This is a genomic window from Microbulbifer sp. CnH-101-G (assembly GCF_052466775.1).
Window position 1 is genome coordinate 1,723,655 of the sequence record NZ_CP174292.1, and the last position, 22,569, is coordinate 1,746,223.

General features: G+C 47.4%; 20 protein-coding genes. 8 read left to right on the forward strand and 12 right to left on the reverse strand.

The window, feature by feature from the left end; all coding sequences use genetic code 11:
• Nucleotides 1–7 precede the first annotated feature (7 nt).
• Complete coding sequence (locus tag ACJJID_RS07640) at nucleotides 8–1,264, reverse strand: FAD-dependent oxidoreductase (RefSeq protein ID WP_444922189.1); 1,257 nt, start codon at nucleotides 1,262–1,264, stop codon at nucleotides 8–10.
• A gap of 615 nt (nucleotides 1,265–1,879) precedes the next feature.
• On the opposite strand from ACJJID_RS07640, the gene ACJJID_RS07645 reads away from it, so the two are divergent.
• Complete coding sequence (locus tag ACJJID_RS07645; protein WP_444922190.1) at nucleotides 1,880–2,422, forward strand: lipocalin family protein; 543 nt, start codon at nucleotides 1,880–1,882, stop codon at nucleotides 2,420–2,422.
• Nucleotides 2,423–2,595: 173 nt separating this feature from the next.
• Here ACJJID_RS07645 and ACJJID_RS07650 read toward each other — a convergent pair whose 3' ends face one another.
• Nucleotides 2,596–3,255: a tRNA-dependent cyclodipeptide synthase gene (locus ACJJID_RS07650; protein ID WP_444922191.1), complete on the reverse strand. Its 660-nt coding sequence runs from the start codon at nucleotides 3,253–3,255 to the stop codon at nucleotides 2,596–2,598.
• Between the two features lie 972 nt (nucleotides 3,256–4,227).
• Here ACJJID_RS07650 and ACJJID_RS07655 point away from each other — a divergent pair.
• From ACJJID_RS07655 to arsJ, 6 genes are all read left to right on the forward strand, one after another.
• Nucleotides 4,228–6,327, forward strand: coding sequence for a carboxy terminal-processing peptidase (locus ACJJID_RS07655; RefSeq protein WP_444922192.1), 2,100 nt, complete (start codon nucleotides 4,228–4,230; stop codon nucleotides 6,325–6,327).
• Between the two features lie 94 nt (nucleotides 6,328–6,421).
• A complete protein-coding gene (xthA, locus tag ACJJID_RS07660) occupies nucleotides 6,422–7,237 on the forward strand; it encodes an exodeoxyribonuclease III (RefSeq protein ID WP_444922193.1) in 816 nt (271 codons plus the stop codon).
• Nucleotides 7,238–7,348: 111 nt separating this feature from the next.
• Nucleotides 7,349–7,768 (forward strand): arsenate reductase ArsC, encoded by a 420-nt coding sequence (locus ACJJID_RS07665; protein ID WP_444922194.1) that lies wholly within the window; start codon nucleotides 7,349–7,351, stop codon nucleotides 7,766–7,768.
• Nucleotides 7,769–7,787: 19 nt separating this feature from the next.
• Nucleotides 7,788–8,132, forward strand: a complete 345-nt coding sequence (locus ACJJID_RS07670) for a metalloregulator ArsR/SmtB family transcription factor (RefSeq protein WP_444922195.1) — start codon at nucleotides 7,788–7,790, stop codon at nucleotides 8,130–8,132.
• 107 nt (nucleotides 8,133–8,239) lie between these two features.
• Nucleotides 8,240–9,247 carry an ArsJ-associated glyceraldehyde-3-phosphate dehydrogenase gene (locus ACJJID_RS07675; RefSeq protein ID WP_444922196.1) on the forward strand — a complete coding sequence of 336 codons (1,008 nt, stop codon included), beginning with the start codon at nucleotides 8,240–8,242 and terminating at the stop codon, nucleotides 9,245–9,247.
• Nucleotides 9,248–9,331: 84 nt separating this feature from the next.
• Nucleotides 9,332–10,576 carry an organoarsenical effux MFS transporter ArsJ gene (arsJ, locus tag ACJJID_RS07680; RefSeq protein ID WP_444922197.1) on the forward strand — a complete coding sequence of 415 codons (1,245 nt, stop codon included), beginning with the start codon at nucleotides 9,332–9,334 and terminating at the stop codon, nucleotides 10,574–10,576.
• A gap of 361 nt (nucleotides 10,577–10,937) precedes the next feature.
• Here arsJ and ACJJID_RS07685 read toward each other — a convergent pair whose 3' ends face one another.
• The 9 genes from ACJJID_RS07685 to ACJJID_RS07725 all read right to left on the reverse strand — a co-directional run bounded on the left by ACJJID_RS07685 (nucleotide 10,938) and on the right by ACJJID_RS07725 (nucleotide 19,340).
• The gene (locus tag ACJJID_RS07685; protein ID WP_444922198.1) at nucleotides 10,938–11,249 is read right to left on the reverse strand and encodes a hypothetical protein; all 312 of its coding nucleotides are present in this window, start codon (nucleotides 11,247–11,249) and stop codon (nucleotides 10,938–10,940) included.
• A 131-nt stretch (nucleotides 11,250–11,380) separates the two neighbouring features.
• On the reverse strand, nucleotides 11,381–13,474 hold the full coding sequence (locus ACJJID_RS07690; protein WP_444922199.1) for an LVIVD repeat-containing protein: 2,094 nt from the start codon (nucleotides 13,472–13,474) through the stop codon (nucleotides 11,381–11,383).
• 215 nt (nucleotides 13,475–13,689) lie between these two features.
• A complete protein-coding gene (locus tag ACJJID_RS07695; protein WP_444922200.1) occupies nucleotides 13,690–14,136 on the reverse strand; it encodes a polysaccharide deacetylase family protein in 447 nt (148 codons plus the stop codon).
• 36 nt (nucleotides 14,137–14,172) lie between these two features.
• Nucleotides 14,173–14,763, reverse strand: a complete 591-nt coding sequence (locus tag ACJJID_RS07700) for a cytochrome b (protein ID WP_444922201.1) — start codon at nucleotides 14,761–14,763, stop codon at nucleotides 14,173–14,175.
• Between the two features lie 202 nt (nucleotides 14,764–14,965).
• Nucleotides 14,966–15,604 carry a DUF6962 family protein gene (locus tag ACJJID_RS07705; RefSeq protein WP_444922202.1) on the reverse strand — a complete coding sequence of 213 codons (639 nt, stop codon included), beginning with the start codon at nucleotides 15,602–15,604 and terminating at the stop codon, nucleotides 14,966–14,968.
• Between the two features lie 125 nt (nucleotides 15,605–15,729).
• A complete protein-coding gene (locus tag ACJJID_RS07710) occupies nucleotides 15,730–16,155 on the reverse strand; it encodes a hypothetical protein (protein WP_444922203.1) in 426 nt (141 codons plus the stop codon).
• 96 nt (nucleotides 16,156–16,251) lie between these two features.
• Nucleotides 16,252–17,541 carry a DSD1 family PLP-dependent enzyme gene (locus ACJJID_RS07715; protein WP_444922204.1) on the reverse strand — a complete coding sequence of 430 codons (1,290 nt, stop codon included), beginning with the start codon at nucleotides 17,539–17,541 and terminating at the stop codon, nucleotides 16,252–16,254.
• 77 nt (nucleotides 17,542–17,618) lie between these two features.
• Nucleotides 17,619–19,010, reverse strand: a complete 1,392-nt coding sequence (locus ACJJID_RS07720) for a D-arabinono-1,4-lactone oxidase (RefSeq protein ID WP_444922205.1) — start codon at nucleotides 19,008–19,010, stop codon at nucleotides 17,619–17,621.
• Nucleotides 19,011–19,016: 6 nt separating this feature from the next.
• Complete coding sequence (locus tag ACJJID_RS07725; RefSeq protein WP_444922206.1) at nucleotides 19,017–19,340, reverse strand: c-type cytochrome; 324 nt, start codon at nucleotides 19,338–19,340, stop codon at nucleotides 19,017–19,019.
• A 552-nt stretch (nucleotides 19,341–19,892) separates the two neighbouring features.
• Here ACJJID_RS07725 and ACJJID_RS07730 point away from each other — a divergent pair.
• The gene (locus tag ACJJID_RS07730) at nucleotides 19,893–21,380 is read left to right on the forward strand and encodes an endonuclease/exonuclease/phosphatase family protein (protein WP_444922207.1); all 1,488 of its coding nucleotides are present in this window, start codon (nucleotides 19,893–19,895) and stop codon (nucleotides 21,378–21,380) included.
• Nucleotides 21,381–21,614: 234 nt separating this feature from the next.
• Here ACJJID_RS07730 and ACJJID_RS07735 read toward each other — a convergent pair whose 3' ends face one another.
• A complete protein-coding gene (locus ACJJID_RS07735; RefSeq protein WP_444922208.1) occupies nucleotides 21,615–22,439 on the reverse strand; it encodes a S1/P1 nuclease in 825 nt (274 codons plus the stop codon).
• Nucleotides 22,440–22,569 lie beyond the last annotated feature (130 nt).

The window sequence follows — 22,569 nt, forward strand, 5'->3', positions numbered from 1 at the left end:
GTAAAAATCAATGGTGATAGCCCACTTTACGAGCAAAATCTTCCCAACACTGCCAATTGAGCTTGTCGCTCTGCCACTTATTCTCAATAGGATGGCCAACCCCCGAGCCTGGAGACAATCCACTATTAGCGCCCGGCTGTGGGTGACGGCTTTTAAGCTTGGAACGCACCCAATTTCCTGCGTCATCGGCGACATTAGCAGCCAAACCCCAATGGTTTGGCCATACCGCGAGAAAGTTTTGTATCCCAAAATCATCTAATTGGTACGGAGTGGGATAATCCAGCTGTACTAATGGATCCCCATCTGGCCCCGGCGCATCGGTTTTCCAGCCCGCATATACCGACCACTGGCAGCCTTGCGCCCAAGCCTCGAACGCCACCATCGCACTGGACAGGCGCTCAAAAGATGCACAAAGTAGATCATTCTCTATTTCTGGCGGGATACGCATGTCGACAACACCCGCCCTGAACTTGGGAACTTCTGGATTAAGCGTAAGAATCCAGAGCCCTTCTCCTCCTTCCAGTGGGTGGTACACCACTATCACGTCAATTAAACAAGCTGAAACCGGCGGGATATTGGGACCGCGAGCCAAAAGCATATGCAGAGGTCTTACTAACTGGGCATTTTGTATCTGCTCCTCCGCCACACCCAGGTGCCGAATCACCTCAGCATTCCCCGCACCACAGGCAGAAATCACCAACTCTGGTTTTACCTCACAAGAGCGACCATCCATATCCAGAGTTACCCTCTCAATTCCTGCTCCTCCAAACAGGAACGAGGCCAACCTCCCAGGATAGATTTGTTTCCTCAGGGGCTCGCTGATACTGCGATAGGCTGCAGCTCCATCAAAAATAAGATCATCAGGAAATCTGAACCTGCGATTTGCTGGCAAATCATCCGGATCAAAGATCTCTGGCAGCTCAACTTCCTCAAAAGGAATACCTGCTCTGACCCAGTTATCTTCAACAGTTTTCAGAAAGTCTGGAGTCAGCGCTGCATGGAAATCTGTTATGCGACTATTCACGCCACTTGTCGCAAGTTCTTTGTGCCAGCGCTGCGCGGCACACCGGTAAATTTCAGCAGCCTGGGGGTTGGCTGCATTCCAACCGGAAGAGAAATACCCGTGGAAATGCAGGGATTCGGCGTCACCGAACTCGTCATCGACCAGTATCACCGAATACTCTGGTATCAATTCTCTCATCAGGGTTACTCCCTGAATACCACCTCCTAGGATCAGCACATCAACGGGAATTTCCTGTGACATAGAGTGGCCTACTTATTGGTTTGGCGTGATTGGAGTAGTGATCAACCTCTGTTACCGCAATAAATTTACGACGATGCTGCTGGGGCGAACTCAATCTATCTCGATTGATACCCACTCACTGCAACTTTTTTATTCAACTATCTTCAATTTTCGGGGATTTTGGCAGCCATAACCTCGTGAGAGGAGCCACCAAAATGCAAGAACATAAGACAAAAACCCACCCAAGATACAAAGAAGGTACCAAAACCAGACAGGAAACCCGTAGCCCAGTTTAGATAGAATGGAAAACGACATGTAAATTGGAAGATTGATCAGGATCGCCCTCCAACTAACCGCCCATGTCAATGCAACTACAGCCGATAGTGATGGTTTTTTATTCACTGTTGCTTCCTTACTACTGCGCTAATGAATAGGCAGACAGTTAAGGTTTCCCTCTTTGTCAATCGGTTTTCCTAAGTTTAGTGGGCAGTGCTGGTCATTCTTGAAGTTATTGTGAAGCTTTGCCCCAAACCAACAATTGATTAATCCGTTCCAGCTTGCCTTCCGTAAAGAGTTTGCCATCGCACAATTGGTACGGTGGAAAGTGATTCAATCCAATGACAAGGAAATGTGAATATGAAGGGTTTGGCAAAAGGTTTGGGGGTTCTTCTATTGGCTTTTGGAGCGCATCTCTCCTGGGCTGATAATGAGTCTGAGCTCGAGACGGTCCCCTACGTGGACGTTTATCAGTACGTTGGCAAGTGGTATGAAATAGCCCGATTGCCACAGATCTTCCAGCCTGCTTGTACAGCAGTCACGGCAGATTATGGTCTCAACGATGATGGCACACTCAGTGTTTTCAATTTTTGCCGAATCCTACACCCAAAGTACGGCTTTCCCATCAGTGTGCAAGGCACCGCTGTCCCTCTAGATGATACGAATAGCAAACTTGCGGTTTCATTCTTCGACGGGAAAACTAATGGTAACTACTGGGTTCTAGAGCTAGACCCGGCATATCAATGGTCCCTCGTGGGCGACCCCAATCGCAGCAGCCTTTATCTTCTAAGTCGAACTCCACAGCTGGATGAGGCCATTGTCGATGAGCTGTTGGAACTGGCTGTCACTAAGCACGGTTACAATATCGACCACATCATAATGACCAAACAGCTACCAAATTAATCCAATGAACCAAAGGCGAGCGGAGCTTTTGCTTCACTCGCCCCCTGAAAGTTAGAATTTACATTAAGTTTTTAAAAATACATATATATCAATGACTTACTTCTATTTGCAAATGTACTTTCTAGATTAACTGTGTCCTTTCACACCACATTCGCATGCCATAGCGTCTACTATTACTCACCGTCATTTTTTACAATCACATAACCATTCCTCTCCCCCGCAGACTCTCGACCACTCTCGTGAAAAAGGTCATCTAAGTATCTGGGACAGCTGTGATAGCAGAAGCATGAGGAATCTGTTCCCACGATATCTGCAGAATGCAAAATCACCGGCAACTCCGCCAAGAGATACCTCACCGCTATTGAAACCATTTCAACAGTAATTTCTTCTTCCGCTAGATGGTGCTCCAGCACCCATCTACTGGCCTCCAAACAACCCTTGCGGAAACCATCATTCAAGTGAAACTCCTGCTCAAACTGATAGAGCCAGCGAGAATATAGCTGAGACTGTTTTAACCACTCAGAGTCAACCAATTCACTGGCCACGGCACAAGCGCCCGAAGCGCGATAAACCTTGTTATGCAGGTAGTGGCACTGGCGTCGAGCTCTTTTTCTTGCCTTCTCTTTCTCATAGCCAAGCGCGATCTGTGTATATTCAGCAGCATTATCCGGAATAAAAAACATGACTCGCTTAAAATGACTTTGCGCCCATTCTGCAAGCCGGGCAATCTGCCCCTCGGAGAAGTAGCTATTGAAAGGGCTTACTCCTATTACTGCCAGGTCAGCCATCTCATAGATTTCTTGTGAACGCGATGTTGCAAACTCAACTTTCATCCTGCAACTCCAAGGGACAGCATTTGGGAGCCAGTGGATCGATTCAGTGCAACCTTTTTTTACCGGGAATAAAGACCAGCATTAAACTGAAAAGGTTTAGCTGAACCGCAATTAACTCTCGTCTAGATGCTTTCCTTTAATAGCAATCCATATGTCTTAGATATAAATAATCGGTAACCAATCCCATTAATTGAGCCCTCTGGCGTGACCGTTAAACCACGTTAAAGCAGTACGCATTTAAAAGGCCTCTGAACTAATTCTGAATGACTCTGCGGTGCTGGAAGATTGCCGTTTTTTGGTGCAACTCGCCGTGAGAAGCTCTAGGGAGCCTCTGAATAACTCCGTGATGCCTCTGGCTTGCAGAGCGGTTCACAATCAAGGCGCGGCTTCGCAGGAATGTCTAGACCTTTCAAGAAGTCGCAACGCGGAGTGTGAATCGCTCTGCAAGCCCCGAAGGGCGGGTCTTGAAGGCCGCATCTGCTGCGTTGCAGCTCTTGCAAAGGGCTATGGCCATTCGCGGCAAGCTGCGCCTAACATCTACACCCTTCAAGACCCGCAGAGGTATTACGGAGTTATTCAGAGGCTCCCTAGGTCTTTGTTAGGGCAAATTCGGCCTTAGAGGCTCTCAAAACCACGCCCTATCAACTCGATTCCATTTCTTTATTAGCGGTGTCAATTTTCCCAGCACCCAAGTGCACCAATATTGACCAAATGGTCGAAATTGACATTCCGGCGTAAAAATCATCAAAGTCCCGTTATGCCTAACGCCTCCAATTGAGATTAAATGCCCTAAATAAGAGATGGAAGGAAAATCTATTTTGCTAAATGTAACCAATTTGGAAAAGATCCATCTCTGATTGGAGGTATTTCATGCCCTTCGGAGCTTTCAGCCTTTATACTTGTCCTAAGCTATAGGTCGCTAAGCCATAAAGGCTGGTCGCCTATGAAGTAGGACGTATAAAGAGACTCCCTATGCTTACCAATCGGATCGCCGCTCTATTTTCCGGCTTCTTGGTCATTGGCCTGCTTTCCACAACCGCTCTGGCAGAGACTGAGCCCCTAGCTCCTGAGAAGGATCAGGGCAGCACTGCCAGGGAGATTGTCGGCAAGCTAGAAATGCTGCACTACAACAAGATCAAGGTCGGAGACGAAATGTCGGAAGACCTTTGGGATGAGTACATCGATGCTCTTGACCCCACCAAAAGCTACTTCCTCGCCTCAGACATCAATGAGTTCCGCGAATGGCAAACCAAACTTGACGACCAGCTGCGCGCTGGCGAAGTCAAAGCGGGCTTCGAGATTTACAACCGTTTCCGTCTTCGCATGGGAGATCGGTTAGACAATATCCTTTCTCAGTTAGAGGACGGATTACCGCCGTTCGACTTCGATCGCGATGAATCCCTGGAACTTGACCGCGAGGAGAGCCAGTGGCCCGCCTCCATTAGTGATGCCGATGACCTGTGGCGCAAGCGCCTGAAGAGCAGTGTTCTTAACCTGAGGCTCACAGGTAAAAAGGATGAGGAGATCCGCGACTTACTGGAACGCCGCTACAAGGGCCAGAAAAAGCGTCTTGAGCAGCAAAACAGTAATGATGTGTTCGAGCTCTACATGAACTCGCTGACCCGTCTTTACGATCCTCACAGTAACTATTTATCTCCCCGCTCGTTGGAAAACTTCAATATGAGCATGTCGCTGTCCCTTGAGGGTATCGGTGCCGTATTGCAGGCGGATGAGGAATACACCAAAGTGGCCCGCCTGGTAGCCGGTGGCCCCGCTGACCGCACTGGCAAGATCAAACCAAACGACAAGATCGTGGGTGTTGGCCAGGATAAAGAAGGTGAAATGGTCGATGTTGTCGGCTGGCGCCTGGATGACGTGGTAGACCTGATCCGCGGTAAGGCCGGAACCTTCGTTCGCCTGGAAACCATTCCTACCGGCGGAGATGGCACCCACAGGACCATCCTGATCAAGCGCAGCAAAGTGAAGCTTGAAGATCAGGCTGCCAAGAAAGCTGTGTTTGAATTTTCAGACGGCAAGAAGAGCTACAAGATCGGCGTGATCAATTTGCCGACTTTCTATATAGACTTCGACGCCTATCGTCGTCGCGACCCCAACTACAAGAGCACCACCCGCGATGTGGCCAGGCTGCTCAGCGAGCTGAAAGAGGAAAAGGTCGACGGCATCATTCTCGATCTGCGCAATAATGGCGGCGGCTCCCTGCAGGAAGCCACCATGTTGACCGACCTGTTTATCGATCAGGGCCCGGTGGTTCAAATCCGTCACGCCAACGAGCAGATTTCAAGGCATAACCGCTCCCGCTCCCGCGCCATGTATCGCGGTCCATTGATGGTATTGATCAACCGCCTGTCGGCTTCCGCTTCCGAAATCTTTGCCGGTGCCATTCAGGACTACAATCGCGGCCTGGTGGTCGGTAACCAGTCTTTCGGTAAGGGCACCGTACAAACCATGGCCCCACTCAAGGAAGGCCAGTTAAAAATCACCCAATCCAAGTTCTACCGCGTATCCGGGGACAGTACTCAGCATGCCGGGGTGAAACCCGATATCCCCATGCCACAGCTTATCGACGCGGAAAGTGTTGGTGAGAGCGCCTACGATACCGCCCTGCCCTGGGACCGTATCCACGCGGTGCCTCACGCCAAGTACTTTAACCTGAAGACTCTGATTCCCAACCTGATCACCAAGCACAATAAGCGCACTGAATCAGACCCGGACTTTGTTTTCCTGCGCGATCAGTTCAAGTTTGAAAGTGAGCGGGCGGACAAAAAGCACCTCTCTCTCAATGAGATGATGCGTGAGCAAGAGCGTGAAAATGTGAACCAGCGCCTGCTCTCCATGGAGAACCGCCGCCGCGAAGCTAAAGGTCTTGAACCCTACAAGGATTTCGAGGCATACGAAGAAAGCGAGTCAGAAGAAGTGGCAACTATCGGTGGCCCTGTAGAGATCAAGCTGGAAAAAGATCCAATCTTGAACGAAGCGGGCTATATAATGGCGGACTTTATCGGACTGGCTGACAAGGCCAGCAAGGCCCCGCCGCAAGTAGCCAATTTCTAAAAATGTGATGTGCTCTGGGTGAATTACGCTCACTCAGAGCGCGCAGCAACAATTTAGGTCGGGCTTGCCCGACCTTTTTCATTTGGGGGAAGAAATGAAAGTCGTTTCCTTTAACGTCAACAGTATTCGTACTCGTCTGCACCAAATGCAGGCTTTAGTAGATAGCCATCAACCCGATATCATTGGTCTTCAGGAGACTAAAGTCACCGATGAAGACTTTCCTGTGGATGCCATCCGCGACCTGGGGTATGAGCTGATCTTTTTTGGCCAAAAAACGCACTACGGTGTCGCTCTGCTCTCACGCCTGCCATTTATCGATCGCGAATATGGCTTCCCAACCGATGACGATAACGCTCAGCGACGTATGGTCATGGGTAAATTCGATATTGGTGGCTCGAAACCCCTCACCGTGATCAACGGTTATTTTCCCCAAGGGGAGAATCGTGAGCACCCGGTAAAATTCCCGGCAAAAGAAAAGTACTACGCAGACCTGGATACCTACCTGCAAACCACCTGCGATCCCGAAGCTCCAGTATTGGTCATTGGCGACATGAACATCTCTCCGAGTGATCTGGATATCGGTATCGGCGAGCCCAATCGCAAGCGCTGGCTGCGCGACGGTAAATGCAGCTTCCTTCCAGAGGAGCGCGAGTGGTTGCAAAAGATTGAGGCCTGGGGCCTGGCGGATACCTTCCGTATGATGAATCCCGAAACAGATGATGTATTCAGCTGGTTTGACTATCGCAGCAAGGGCTTTGACCGTGAACCAAAGCGTGGACTACGGATCGACTTGATCATGGCCACTAGTCCACTGATGGAGCGCTGCGTGGCCACAGGTGTGGATTATGACATTCGCGCTATGGAGCGCCCCTCAGACCATGCACCGGTCTGGGCGGAGTTTAAGCTCTGAGCATTTAGAAATAACCGGGACCCACTCCCGGTTTTTTTAGTCCTTTGAATATTCGATTTTCCATATATAATGCCGACTAGGTCGAACGATGTACCGTTCTGGAACACTCCTATGAAGAGGCGCATCCTGTTTATCTGCTCGGGAAATTCAGCCCGCTCTTTAATAGCCGAGGCCTTATTGCGCCATTACGGTGGAGAATTCTTCGAGGTAGTCAGTGCAGGGACAGCCCCCACACCAGTGGATGTCCGGGCTATCAGAGCACTCCAGCGTTTCAGCATCCCGATCAAAGGGCTTTATTCCAAAAGTTTGCAGGAGGTTTCCGACCAAGACTTTGACTTGGTCATTACCCTGTGCAACAAGAGCCACAGGGAGTATGTACCCGACGCAGGACATGGCAAGTTGATATCCTGGGATTTTGAAGATCCAGCCAGCCGCCACTGCTTTCGGCCCTTTTATACAACGGTGCTGGAGCTGAGCACTCGCATCAAGCTATTTGTGCTGGTATACACCAAAGCTGCGAAAGCGGCATAACCGAAAGTTGGGGAAAACCTTGAACCCAGTTCAGTTTTACAAGTGTCTGGCAGATGAAACCCGCCTGCGCACATTACTTTTGATCTCCCATGAGGAGGAGCTTTGTGTGTGCGAACTCACTGCCGCTATGAGGTTGAGCCAGCCCAAAATTTCCCGTCACTTGGCCCTACTCCGCAGTGCCGATCTGTTGCAGGATCGCCGCCAGGGGCAGTGGGTTTTCTACCGTATTAATCCAGCTTTGGGGAACTGGGCCAAATCGATCCTTGAGGATACTCTTCAGGCAAATAGGCACTTTATTGAGGAGGATCTGCACAACTTGATCCAGATGGGGGACAGGCCCCAAAGGGCCACCTTGTGCTGCTAGGTCGTGCAGGCCCCAGATTCCCAATAGGTAATTACATCAAATCGCTGTAAAAATTTATCTGGATATATGCGTTTTTTCATATATCGAGATTACTTAGGAGATACAAAATGGCTATTAAAGTCGGAATCAATGGATTTGGTCGTATCGGTCGACTTGTTCTGCGTGCAGCTTGGGACTGGCCTGAAATTGAATTCATTCATATCAATGATCCCGCGGGAGATGCCCCAACCCTCGCTCACCTGCTTAATTTTGATTCTGTACATGGGCGCTGGCAGCACAATGCAGAAGCCAGTGACAACACCATCACTGTTGATGGTCGGGAAATAAGCTGCAGCCACAACCTTGCCATTGCCGATACCGATTGGAGTGCTTGTGACCTTGTCATTGAGGCTTCCGGTAAAATGAAGACCAGCGCTGCTTTAGAGGATTACCTGAAGCAGGGCGTAAAAAGAGTATTGGTTTCGGCTCCAGTGAAAGAAGCCGGGGTGCCAAATATTGTTTTGGGGGTAAACCAACATATTTACGATCCCGCCAAACACAAAATCATTACTGCCGCTTCTTGCACAACCAACTGCTTGGCCCCAGTAGTAAAAGTGATACACGAAAGCCTGGGCATCAAGCATGGTTCCATCACCACAATCCACGATATCACCAACACCCAGACAATCCTCGATGCGCCCCATGCAGATCTGCGTCGCGCAAGGGCCTGTGGAGCCAGTCTGATACCCACTACTACCGGCTCAGCTACAGCAATCACCGCCATCTTCCCAGAGTTGACTGGTAAGCTGAATGGCCATGCCGTACGAGTCCCGCTGGCCAATGCCTCCCTGACTGATTGTGTTTTCGAAGTAGAACGGGAAACATCTGTGGATGAAGTTAATAACCTTCTGAAAACCGCAGCAGAGGGTGAGCTGAAAGATATCCTCGGTTATGAAGAGCGCCCGCTGGTCTCTGTGGACTATAAAACTGACCCCCGCTCCAGCATCGTAGATGCTCTCTCCACCATGGTGATTAATGGCACGCAGGTGAAAATTTATACCTGGTATGACAACGAGTGGGGCTATGCAAATCGCACAGCGGAACTGGCCCGCCTAGTCGGCACTATGGACCAATAAGTTTTCGCCCAATCAATTCTCAAATAAGGCTGGCCTGGTCTCCAGGCCAGATAGCGCCCAAGCAGTAAGAGTTAAGAAAAGCCAATGCAGTTTTTTTCCACCCTTTCACCCTCGGTACGCCAGTATTTATTGGTGACTGGCAACTATTGGTCTTTTACCTTGACCGATGGTGCATTGCGCATGCTGGTGCTACTGCATTTTCACGCCCTGGGTTACAGCCCACTAGAAATAGCCTTCCTGTTTCTTTTCTATGAAATTTTTGGGGTTGTGACCAATCTAGTAGGCGGGTGGCTCGGCGCACGCCTGGGTCTCAATCGTACAATGAATATCGGTTTAACCTTACAGGTTTGCGCCTTGGCCATGCTACTGGTTCCATCCAGCTATCTCAGTGTGCCTTGGGTTATGGCTGCTCAGGGAATCTCGGGCATTGCCAAAGACTTGAACAAAATGAGTGCAAAAAGCTCGATCAAACTCTTACTACCCAGTGATGCTCAAGGGGCTCTTTATCACTGGATTGCCCTGCTGACCGGCTCCAAGAACGCTCTCAAAGGAATTGGCTTCTTTATGGGGGGAGCGCTACTTGCGCTAATGGGATTTCGCGGGGCCGTATTATTGATGGCAATAGCTCTCGCCGTGGTGTTGCTATTGAGCAAGAAATTTTTGCGAGCAAATCTGGGCAAGGCGAAAGCAAAAGCCCGCTTCAAGGACGTATTCTCCAAGAGTCGTTCGGTGAATATTCTTGCTACTGCCAGGTTATTCCTATTTGCTTCACGCGATGCTTGGTTTGTAATCGCCCTGCCCGTTTTTCTTGCAAGCCAGTTTAACTGGAGCCACTGGCAGGTCGGTGCCTTTCTGGCCAGCTGGATCATCGGCTATGGAGCTGTGCAGGCCATTGCTCCCAAAATCACCGCAAGTTTTTCTCCAAAAGTTCCCGATGGACGGACAGCCCTACTCTGGGGAGGAGGGTTGACTCTGATACCCGCCCTTATTGCCCTCGCACTATATGCAGGCTTTCACCCACAGCTCAGTATACTTCTGGGCCTAATGGTCTTTGCGGTGTTATTTGCCGTTAACTCTTCGGTACATAGTTACTTGATCGTTGCCTATGCCAGAGACGATGGAGTTTCGATGGATGTGGGCTTTTACTATATGGCCAATGCTCTAGGACGTCTGGGTGGAACTTTACTATCCGGTTGGGTGTTCCAAACTGCCGGATTGCAAGCCTGTTTGTTGGTCTCCACTGGCTTATTGCTTCTAGCCACACTTGTTTCTTTCGCCTTGCCCAAACATAAAGAGGAAGGTAATTCGATAGTCAATGCCGTAGCTTGAGCAGATGCAGGATTATAGGCGCTCAATAAAAAGTAATACCGACGACTTCTTCTCAGCGATGGGGTGAAACTCCCCCGGGGGATCACAACCTAGCAACAATAGGAGGGAGCAGGAACACAATATCCAGCAGAAACAACTTCGCATAAGTTACCACTTAGGACCCTGGAACAAACCGGCAGTCCAGTTACGACTCAGTGTCAAAAGGCCCAGAGTATCCATAAGGTCAGGCCAGTTTTACGGGCAGAAGATTAAAGAACTGAAAGCCAAACATCCATGCCAAATTGGTACCAAATCCTGCCATCCAGCTATAAGCCAAGGCGCCCCAGCTCCATGCACTCTAACGTCCCAATAATGAGACGATTTAGTCACCCGTAGAGATATCTCTTACACGTGTACATAAGTCAATGGCTGGAACTATTTCATAGCCAAGCGATAATGCTAGCCTCAATACCTTTTCAAGGGCAGCCATACGTTTTGGATCAGTACCTGTGACATGGGCGTGGCTGATCAAAGTTACAAAGCCATTGGCCTGTGCAACATTCCTGATTACCTGGCACCAGTAATCGGATAGGAGTTGCAGATTGCTTAAACCATTCTCGGCGAGACGATAGTGAACAGCATCCACCATAAACCACTGCCAGGAAATACAGACCAGGCCGCCCAAAATTTTCATGGGCGGCCCAGCTATTGTTAACGGAGGAACAAGCGGGGCAAGATTGTCTGAAAACTTACCCCTTCTAACCACCTATCATCAATAAAGTTAGTTAACGGGCCGAGTAACGGCTTTACATAAAACTAGCGTAGTTATTGATAATTATACTTATAGACCCGACCATCAGAGCCGCCGGCTACAAATATATTATCTCCAATAACCAATAAGTCAGCGGTGTAGCCTGAGACAGGATCCGCGCATGTCGCTTCAGAGTTCTCGGTTAGTGGTGCCGCTAGCAAACAGAGCTGACTATCTTGGGAAATGTAGATCAAATTACCCAGGAAATCTGTTGCACCATTAATCTGATTAGAGTAACCACCCTTGTCAGGCGAGTGGTACTTGAATTCGAATACTGGTTCGCCAGTATTCGATTTTCCGTAAATCTCAATATCCTGATAGGTACTTACAAACATCTTCCCATTTGCAAAATTGATATCTGTCACCTGTGTTGTATACGCAGAAAATTCTGAAAATACTAAATTATCAGGCCAGGTATCCAAATCTAATCTTTTTATCCAACTGCCAGATCCGGAAAAATAAAGGCTACGATCATTGGCGACCATTTCAAAAGACTCAAAATCAAGATCTGCAGACCTTCCATCTAAAAACGGAACGTTTTTATCATCGCCAAATGAAAGCAATTTATCGTCCGCGCTCCAGCTCCTCGTTAAGATAAAAACCATATCATCTTGAATAGCGATACTATCCGCCCAACCGAATCCACCATCCGAGCCAAGAAAGTCATTAAGGTTAATTTCACTAAGTAACGTAATATGTTCAACATCAGCGACATCAAAGGCTTGTACAAGACTTGTAAACACCCTCCCATTCGATGCATACAACACACCCTTTTCTGAAATAGCCATTTCCCTGAATTGACCATCGATAATATTTACCACCTGCAAATTCTGATCAAGAACCCTGATTGGACCGGCGTAACTTAGTAAAAATATATATTCATCATACTCCAAGAATTTGCGTGCATTTCCTTGGCTATCAAGGGCAGGTTCCAACTCTATGGTAGTTTCATTGTAATCGGCCAGCTTCCATAGCCCGGTAGAACTTGAAATGTATAGAACTCCATCAAAAACCGCCATGGTATAGACCTGCCCAAGGTCCACATTGACTGATTGTCCTCCAGTATAACTACTGTCAGAAACATTATGAATGGACAAGGGTTCATAGTAAGAGGCATAAAACAAGAGCCCCTCGTATATTGCGACTGCATTGCCATGCCCACCGCCAAGGGTACTGAGTTTAATAGGGTTTAATGCATCTGATATATCGTACACATCCAATCCGGATGAACCTACCGAATAGAGTCTATCGGAATCCAGGTAAACTGCCGAAGCACCGGTCGCTCCGGCACGATTTAGTACCCTTTTGCTGATAATCTGTGGGTTAGCTGAATCAACAATATCGATAATGTAGAAATTATCATAATCTGTGGCATACATGACATTTCCGTTGATAGCCATGTATCCCGCCTCACTGTAGGTATTATCTTCGTAAAGGTCGACTTGGCCTACTTCCCTAATTTGTTCAGGATTCTGAACATCAAAAACTGCAATTTTCCCGTAAGTCAAGAATACATAGGCATAGTCATCTTTTACTTCAATGTAGTTAACGCCAGCATAGTCCGAACCTTCAAATTTCCCCAAAAAAACTGGAGCATGAGGCACAGTCAAATCATAAATCGATAACCAGTTTCCACGACTGGCTACATACAGTTTGCTCTCAACTATTTTGATATCACTTGTTTCAGCAGAATTCTGGCTAGTTTGGGCAGTATCAAGATTACCAACAGGTACAAAGTGCCCAGACTCTATTCGATATATTTCTGTGCCCGCACCTGATGATGCGCAATACACAATATCATCTTTCACAGCGAAATCCAGACAGGAGCCCTGCCCCCAACGGCCCACCATCTCCAATATAGATTCGGGTTCAGGCTCGGGTTCAGGCTCGGGTTCAGGTTCAGGTTCAGGTTCAGGTTCAGGTTCAGGTTCAGGTTCAGGTTCAGGTTCGGGTTCCGGTGCAGGTGCAGGTGCAGGTGCAGGTGCAGGTGCAGTAGATCCTATGGCCGATTCGTCTGATACCTTCGATCCAGAGCCACCACCACTACAACCAGCGACCAGAACTAACGTAACTAATAAGCCCACATAATTGACAATTTTGAGACCCATATCTATCCCTTACCTTTAATTATGGCCATAAGAAAATGATTGTTTATTAAGCAAAACCACCAAGTTGAATTCGGCAGCCAGATTGAAGGTTTTATATCAGAATAGTACCGGGCTTAGCCAGCTTTACAGTATGCATAATCAAGGGCTAAAAGCTCTTTTAAACATCCTCAAATTAACCACTATATACATGGTACGAACAACTCAAATAAAAGATTTCAGCAGCATGAAACCCTAATCGACTGCCTTACCTTCCATCCAGTAGACATAGGAAATCCAAACGACTGGATGCCACGTAACTGCAGAACTTTTAAACCATCATGGATGGATTGGCGGGCAGCTCGCTGATCCAAGCTGGCAAAGTGCTCATGAATCCAACCGTGCAGGCCTATCTCATGGCCGCTGTTGTGAATATTCTCAATGATCGCCCCATAGTGTAGAGCACTCCACCCTTCTACAAAAAAGGTCGCCCGTATTTGCAAGCGATCCAACAGCTGTAAAACTTGCGGAAATCCAATAGTGATCTCTGGGGCTTCCCAATCTGGAACGGCGGACTTATTAAGAAACACGTTTCTAGCTTCGCCAAGATTGTCAAAGGTCAGGCAAAGCACCCTGGTTTTATGGCTATTAATCTCTGGATCCCTATCAGAGACCACTTTATTCACTGGCATGGTTTTTTAGTTTCGGAAGGAGTGGTTATTTCACTTTTTTCCGGTAGTCATTCGCACCAGGGTTCGGTCTTTCTTGATAAAGTGATGGTAGAGAGCGGCCAAAACATGACCAAGAATAAGCAGCCAAACCAACCACTCCCCCAGAACTTCTTTGTGAATGAAATCGATAGGTTCCTCGAACTGCTTGAAGGTCAGGCCCATTTTATTTTGAACAATGCTTGTAAAAAGCGATGTGTCAGCGAATTGAGGGATTTCAAACAGGAAAAAGTATTCGGCATTCACACCAGTACCCAGATATCCGGTTAGTGGTGCAATAATCATGATTAGATACAACAGGAAATGGCCTGTATGGGCGGCAAAGTGCTCTAACTTAGAGCCCGGCTCTAGCCTGGGTGTAGGATTGGTGAGGCGCCAGAAAATTCTCAGCAATACAAACGCTCCAATGGTTATCCCAATAGATAAATGAAGCTGTAGTGCAGTCCAGTTTTCAGGCGTATCTTTCTCGGTAAACCATTTGAGGTAATAGACGCTGACATAAGATCCCAGAAACAAGAAGGCTATGATCCAATGAAGCCATTTAGCGACGGTTCCATATTCATATATAGTATTTCTGGCGCCCATAGAATAGCCTTCTTCCGAATATTTCTATTTACAACACTATCAATCTAAAGATTACACGGACTCCTATTATAAGATATCGGTCAAGAATACTTGGGCACTAGGGGTGTTATCGATAGGCTTTTGTGGATCTCCCCCCAACCTTCTACTTAAAGCAACTTATATGCTTATACCTTACGGGGAAACATTCAGGCAGCTAAATCCATTACATGACTGCTTGAAATGACTTCTTTACCCCTATAAAAAAGAAAAGTACGCCGACCGTCTGCACCATGTGGTAAATCCCATTATGGTTAAACGTCCAAATAAACGTAAATTCGACCGCCGTTCTGACCTGAAAGACCACAGCAATGAAAGAAAAAATTCCGCCTAACACCATATACCAAGCCCCAGGCAAACGATCAGTCCAGCCCAGCCAGGCATAACCGATAACAACAGGAATCATTATTAGCGCCTGATAAGCAACAAACACCAAGAAGCCGTAAGTTTTCAAAACCGCCAGAACAAAAAATAGAAAACCGACCAGTAAGATATAGGGGAATGCTTTTTTAGAATAATATTCACCTAGGAGGTCATTAATAACAGCCAATGTGAAAGTTGCCAGGAAAAGACCAAGGAAGATAAACAAGATGTACCACAGCCCTACCCTAAGATATTGAGATGTCTCTACTCCATGTATAAAGGCGGCCAGAAGAGCACCAGTAAATAATAAAGCGTAGAAACAAAGCCAGACATTCCGTTTCCAATCGGGCTGGAAATCACTTCTAATAAAATAAATAAAAATCAGCAGCGCCGAGACCGCCAATATCAAGTCTGTTATTGATGAAACCTGTTCAGTAGACACATCTGTTAACCTAAGCACTTATTTCATATTCCTACACGCAATATATTAATTGGCAATCAACACCCAACATCACCCCATCCAATAGCAAAATCACCCAAAACCGCATTAATCGACAACCAACGTAATTACAACCAATACCAAAGCGCCAAGCTTAAATTAATCATCATCATGACAAAATCCATGACAAATATGAACTTCATCACGCCTTGCACTTTCCAGGGCCCACCCCCACTTCGATTCTTTAGTGCGACTGGCAAATTATAAAAAAACTGAGAACCATGTGTAACAGCAAAAATAAAAAGTAATATAGATCTTTGGATATCCCCAGAAAAGGAGGCGTGATTAACCAACAAAAGAACACTCATTAGCGCCAATGAAAAATTAAATCCCCCTAGAAATTTACCCGACTCAGCTAGTATTCCAAAGACAGGGGTATCTCTATATTCTCTAGGGACAATCAGCTTGGCAAAAATTTTTCCCCGCAAGGAGAAAACATTAAAGCCCATTAAGAACCAAACAGTATTTAGCACTAAAACCAGCTCAAAAATCACATTTCCCTCCAAGATTTATAATAGTAATGACTTCTGATTACTTAAGGCAATATTCAGTACAGCACCAACTATTTAGGAGCACATGAAACTGGATTTTTAGGAGTTGCTTAATACCGACCAGCGCTCCACAATTGCCCCTTTGTCATATACAGCTATATCCCCAAACTGAAGAAATACGGACTCACTTTGAGTTGGTCTCAAGAAAACCCAGTCATCCTCTTGCAGGGCCACTTGGTTTGAAGCATTGAGCATCTCCTGATTTGTGGAGCGCCCATAGATAGGATTGATAGAAAGCCCTTTTGGAGATTCAGGCTGTGCCTTCCAATAGCCGCCGGAGATAAAGAACGTTTGCTCTCGGTTAGGATTTAACAAGCGCATAGCACCTGTCAAACTTTCCAATCCAGGAATCTGTGTTTGCGGCAGACGCTTTAACACGGGACTGGCAATAAAGGCAGCTGCTTCATGATCATCTAAGGTTGGAATATCAAAATCCGTAGGCTTTACCAAACAGGAACCCGCCGCTAACTCATTACAGGGAGCACTCCCTGAACGCCTTTTATAGAGTTGATAAGTGGGACTGCCAGCTCCATTCAATGTCAGATCACTGGGAAACTGATCACCCAGTATACGCCTGGCCTGCTCTAATCTTTGGCGGTAGATATTCAAGCCGCGGTCAATCGCCTTCTCTGGCCCACCCAGAATCCCCGGCATCTTAGCCGCATGAGCGTCATAGCCCATAAATCCCGATAAACTGAGCTGTGGTTCTTTCTGAATGATATTAAGCATTTCGGTAAGGCCTTGAACATCATTGACACCGCCGCGATGCAACCCTACATCCAATTCGATATTGATCCGCAACTCTTGACCGAGGTTATTGGCCAATGCGGCATACTGTTGCAGACGCCGAGGGCTATCAATGAGCCACTGAAGCTGTAGTTTGGGGTCAAAACCACTTGTTGGCGGGCTGCTATAAAAGCTTTTAGCCGCAGCAATCGGAAGGGGCTTACCCAGCAGAATGTCCGCCTTTGGTTGTGACTGTGCCAACTGTTGTAAAAAAGGCAGATGGAACACCATAAACCGTTGGGTTCCAGTCTCCTTGGCTACCGTCTCCAGTAAACCCAGAGCCGGCAAAGACTTGGCAACAATACGATAGTCAAAATGTCCCCTCAGGTGCCCAGAGAGCACATCAGCATTAGCTTTCAGGCGACTTAAGTCCACCACCATTGTGGGGCCAGAGAAGCCAGCGGCATCCAGGGCCTTGGAGATGTTTTGGAAATAATTGCTATGTCCTCCCTGCCCCAAGGCTTTTGGCCTCAAAAGTGGTACTGCAGCCGCAACTCCCAATGCCGCACCGCCCAGTATGAATTTTCGCCGTGCTTTCTCCAAAGTCCTCTCCAGAATTTCCTTTTTTAGCTCTTAGTTTGGGCAGTACCTCATAGCGCCGAAGCCAAATATGGTGTCAATCAGCTTACAAGTTCCTTTAGGTAAGGGTTTAAAAACTTTCCTTTGGGGTCCATTTCCTTTCTGACTTCAAGATAGTCCTTCCAGCGAGGGTATAATTTGGCGAAATCCTGACGGTGCAAAGTATTGAGTTTGCCCCAGTGAGGCCTACCCCCATACTTGCGCATAATCGGTTCCAGTACCTTGAACAAGGGTTGGTAATCCTCTTCAAAGTAACGGTGCACTGCGATAGAAACAGAATCCTGTTGGTAAAAAGGGCTCAGCCAAATATCATCACCCTTCACAAAACGCACCTCAATAGGGAAGAAAACATTGAGGTTGTTCTCCTCTATTGTGCGCCGTAACTCCGCAAAAGCGGCTAAGCCAGCCTCCCGTGGTAAGTGGTATTCCATCTCATTAAAGCGAACATTGCGCTCACTGGCATAGTTGCGCCAGGAGGACTCTACAACCACTTCCTTTTCAATATCCTCCATTGCAGACTGCAAGGCGTATTGACGCAATTTAGGCGACCAACCAAGCCAGTCCCTTACAGTTTTAAGGGTCATCACCGCTTCATTGGTATCCTCCCGCTCGGTAGTGAAGATCTCCTCATTCGTCAATTGATGGGTATCTGCCAAACACATACCGGAGAAAGGAATATAGTAGAACTCGAAATTCCGATTTGAACCCGCAAGTGTCTCCGCCTGCTCAATCAGCTCCTCCATTGGAGCCACCCAGGATTCCCGCCGCAGCCTGTAGCTGGGCTGATTTTGCATGCGCACCTTGGTCACTAAGCCCAGGCTACCCAGGGAAACTTTGGCCGCAGTAAAGACCTCTGGGTTTTGTTCCGCATCGCACCAAAGGGTGTTGCCATCTGCAGTAACCAGCTCTAGCCCCACAACATAGCTAGACATACAGCCCAGGCCAGCCCCAGTGCCATGGGTAGCGGTAGCTAAACATCCACCGAGAGTCTGCTCATCGATATCTGGCTGATTGATCAAGGCTTGACCGACATCTTCCAGCGGCTGGCCCAGATCGGCTATTCGCGTACCCGCATAAATCGTAGCCTGGGCGGTTTCTTGACTGTGATCGACAACCCCACTAATGCGCCCAAGCGAAATAATGGTGTCATCTGTCGGCACCAAAGCCGTGAACGAGTGCCCTGCCCCCACAGCTCTCACAGTACCGCTAGCTTCTGCTACACGCTGCTGCAGTTCGGCAACCGTTTTTGGTGCTAAGCGCGCACTAGGTACACACTCTTGCGAACCAGACCAGTTACGCCAGCGGATGCCCTTGCGCTTCCCAGCGTCGCTAGCCTGTACCAAGGTTCGGGCAATAGAGGAGATTGGAGCTGCGGCAATGGCTGTTGAGCCTGCGGCAATGGTGGTCATAAAGCGGCGACGTGATTGCTGCATGATCCCTCACTCCGCAGTGGCCATAAAGGCGATCAACTGCTCAAACTGTTCCGGTGAGCACTCAAAACAAAGACCTAGGGGTGGCATACCCTGGAATCCATTAATCGCGTTTTCAACCAGTACATCCATTCCTTTATCTAAACGCGGTTCCCAACTGGCAATATCGCCAGTAAGTGGTGCCGCGCTGGCACCGGTGCTATGACAGCTGCGACAGGTTCGCTGATATATCTCGGCTATTTCAGGATCATCAGGCGTCAAGGTGAGTGCTTGTTGGGCTAAAGCCAAACGGTTTTCGGGGCTATCCTCGGGGGATTCAGAACAACCAGACATTAATACACCCAAAAGAAGGGGGGCGCAGAGAAGCCTAAGGCTCCGGTGAGGTCTTACCAGTTCCATGTATGTACACCTACTACATTATTGTTAATATTTCTCAGGTGCTTAAACCTGAGGTTGGCGTTGTGTACTCAAGTTGCAACCATTGTTAATCAGGCTGGCAGCTAAGACAACAAGCGGAACTGGTCAGTCTAATATTGAACTGAACTCACTATTTACTTGGTACTAATTCGTATCACCTGCCCATTATTCTTTTAGTAATTACTATTCTCTGATTCTTTTGCACATCCCTATGAGTAAAGCCTTTGGCATTACGTCTCTTCTTATTTATTGATGGTTAATTTATTGATGAACTGAAAACTGTAACTATTATTAAACTCCCCGAAGGCCCCATAGGCATTACTCAAATAGTCCCCATTTATATTCATTAGAGACAATGAATAAAGGAGGTGGCAAAACCAGCTAAAGCGCACAATCTTTATCGTCCTCAACCAAAAGCATGATTCTAAAGAACAACTTATAAAAAAATATAATCGGCAAACTTAAACCATGGATAACAATAAAGTGAAAAATATACTATTAAAATCCGCATTTGTTGTAGGAGGTCTGAGTTTTAGCTTTTCTGCTTCAGCAATCACTTTTTCTGAAATCTGGGATATTTTGATTAGCTCCAGCACGCAGGTAGGATTCACCGGCACAGTGGGCAATCAAGGCTATAGCCGGCCAGAGCACTTATCTGGACAGAGCGGCCAAATAAAAATAATGGCAGCCAATATCAAGGGGTTTCCTGAAGGCTTACAGGGGATTTCAGACAACCAAGCCTCCCTGTTTTCTTCCACTTATATTACCGGTCAGGCCTACGATATCGTTGGGCTTCAGGAGAACTGGGTAAGAAACTATGCAGTTATGTCTTCACTCAACCCAACAGAATACCCTTATAGAAGCGATCACTTCCAGGGTGGAATTTTCAGCTTTGGCGATGGTTTAAGTACTATTTCCAAGCACCCTATCAATGGCAGACAGCTCCATATCGAATACTCAAGCTGTAAGGGTACCTATGCAGACTTTATAGCAAATGGTTCAAGCCCCGATTGTGAAACGGAGAAAGGCTTCACGTTCACCGAAGTTCAGCTGGCGAAAGACTTGAAAGTTCATTTTTACAACACCCATATGGACACCAGTAATGGTTCAGAAAAAACGGGCCAGTTCAATCAGCTAAAGCAGTTTATCCAGCAAAATTCGGCGGGCTACCCTGTTATTGTGATGGGAGACTTCAATGCATGGATCGATAACGGCGGCTGGCAACCGGGCCCTGGCCAATCAGAACTAGGGCGCTGGGCCACAGATTTAGGCTTAACCTGGGCTTGTAGCCAGGTCAGTTACGCCGCTGGCAATACCAATATCAATGATATTAAGGGACCCTGTAAAGGGGTTGACCACATTGCATTTCGTGGCAATTCACAAATCAGCTTCTCCACAAATCGTTACGATGAGGTTCATCAGAGCATCAGTGACCACAACCCCATTACTGCAACTTTAAATTGGACAAATCACGCAGCCGCTTATTCATCCACTTATGCGAGAGCACATACCGCTTCTCTGCTCAACACCCACCACAACACACGAATTCAGGCAGTCTATGGTGGTAACGATGAGGCAAAAAATATGCCTGCGCCTGCTGCGGAATGGGAGACCTTTACTCTTGCATTAGAACAAAAAGGCAATACTCAGCCATGGGTGGATCATCGATGTATTCAGAGCGGAGACACGGTTTCAATACGCTCCCATAACGGGCATTACTTACGTGCCACGCCGCATAACAATCATAATGTTGATGTCAGAGCCGGTGTGACCATGAGCTGGGAAAAATTTACTCTTTTCAACCATACGAACGGATGGGCATGTTTAAACGCAAACGACAGGATTACTTTAAAAACAGCTCATGGGAAGTATGTAATGGCGGATACAAATCGTAATTTATCTGCTTCAGATAACCAGCAGGCCTGGGAGTTCTTTCAGGTTGAGTTTGCGAGATAGCTGGAAATCCAGACATCGCGACTCGTTTGCGATCGTATAGCCCACTTTAAGTGGGCTAGTTCTGATTTTTCTTTTTTGCTTGGAGTAAAGCTGTAGTAGTTAAGATTTAAATTGACAGTGCCTTAATAGATTTCAGGCACTGTCAGTTCAAGCCAAAACTACAACTCCTTAAAGTCTAATCTATGCCGAAGCTGTACTGACCTACCTGCCTAGCGAGAACTTTGGATACCCCATTCAATGATCGACCAGCTCAAGAGATCCCTCACCCAGGGCTCTATTAATCACGGCTGCCAGGCGTACACCACCTTGTTGTAAGCGCATTTCCACGGAATCCCGACAACGCAGGAAATACTTTTCACCTAACTGGGTTTCATTGGTATAAGCCAGCTTATGAGCCAGTTGATGGGACTCTTTGGCCCAGTGTGTGGCGTTCGTAGACTGCCAAAGCCGGCTCTGGGCCGCACCGATTTTTTCTGTCTGCTCTTTGGCATAATCCTGCCAATCACTAACTATCCGTGAGACGAGATGAATATCCCAAAGCGCATGCAGGTTGGTTTCCTCTCCAAAAAACTGCACCACGACATCATTCCCACCTCTATCCGAGTAAAGACCGGTATGTAGCGGTTGGTGTAGATCGCCCACAAAGTGGGTGATAAACATCAAGGCCTCAGCACGCTCCGTACCTGATCGACTGCGATCCGTAAGAACTTCTTCAAACTGCTGAATAGCTTTAAGGATGCAACCCGCCGGAGGGCAATCTCTCGCTGAGACATAACTGCGCCAGTCGCGTGACAGATTGATATAGTGCATGGGGGCAGCCCAGTTGTATTGCTCATTTGAGCGGATACGATCCGCCCAGGTGGCTGACTCTGCCAGGTGTGGCTCCCCAACTTCATCGAGAAGGAGTTCAACTTCTGCAGCTACATCCGGGGTCAAGTATTGCCATGCAATTTCCCCAATTACTTTATGACCATCGTCCCCCCAAGCGTGAACCTTGAGAACACTGAACACTCCAACAAGTACAATATTTATAAAGATTATTTTTTTCAGCTTACCCATCTCAAGCATCCGCTCTAAAAATTTTTCGCTACCTTAATAAACATTTGTGACAAATTGGTATTCATCAATGCCGTCCTACCAATTTGTTACCAAATTGCAACAAATCGTTAACCTGCCCTTCAATTTCACC

Coding starts and splice junctions, on each gene's coding strand:
- ACJJID_RS07675 (WP_444922196.1), top strand. CDS start 8,240: ATGGCTATTAAAGTCGGAATCAATGGATTTGGTCGTATCGGTCGACTT.
- ACJJID_RS07735 (WP_444922208.1), bottom strand. CDS start 22,439: ATGGGTAAGCTGAAAAAAATAATCTTTATAAATATTGTACTTGTTGGA.
- ACJJID_RS07700 (WP_444922201.1), bottom strand. CDS start 14,763: ATGGGCGCCAGAAATACTATATATGAATATGGAACCGTCGCTAAATGG.
- arsJ (WP_444922197.1), top strand. CDS start 9,332: ATGCAGTTTTTTTCCACCCTTTCACCCTCGGTACGCCAGTATTTATTG.
- ACJJID_RS07645 (WP_444922190.1), top strand. CDS start 1,880: ATGAAGGGTTTGGCAAAAGGTTTGGGGGTTCTTCTATTGGCTTTTGGA.
- ACJJID_RS07690 (WP_444922199.1), bottom strand. CDS start 13,474: ATGGGTCTCAAAATTGTCAATTATGTGGGCTTATTAGTTACGTTAGTT.
- ACJJID_RS07650 (WP_444922191.1), bottom strand. CDS start 3,255: ATGAAAGTTGAGTTTGCAACATCGCGTTCACAAGAAATCTATGAGATG.
- ACJJID_RS07730 (WP_444922207.1), top strand. CDS start 19,893: ATGGATAACAATAAAGTGAAAAATATACTATTAAAATCCGCATTTGTT.
- ACJJID_RS07665 (WP_444922194.1), top strand. CDS start 7,349: ATGAAGAGGCGCATCCTGTTTATCTGCTCGGGAAATTCAGCCCGCTCT.
- ACJJID_RS07655 (WP_444922192.1), top strand. CDS start 4,228: ATGCTTACCAATCGGATCGCCGCTCTATTTTCCGGCTTCTTGGTCATT.
- ACJJID_RS07685 (WP_444922198.1), bottom strand. CDS start 11,249: ATGAAAATTTTGGGCGGCCTGGTCTGTATTTCCTGGCAGTGGTTTATG.
- ACJJID_RS07640 (WP_444922189.1), bottom strand. CDS start 1,264: ATGTCACAGGAAATTCCCGTTGATGTGCTGATCCTAGGAGGTGGTATT.
- xthA (WP_444922193.1), top strand. CDS start 6,422: ATGAAAGTCGTTTCCTTTAACGTCAACAGTATTCGTACTCGTCTGCAC.
- ACJJID_RS07720 (WP_444922205.1), bottom strand. CDS start 19,010: ATGCAGCAATCACGTCGCCGCTTTATGACCACCATTGCCGCAGGCTCA.
- ACJJID_RS07725 (WP_444922206.1), bottom strand. CDS start 19,340: ATGTCTGGTTGTTCTGAATCCCCCGAGGATAGCCCCGAAAACCGTTTG.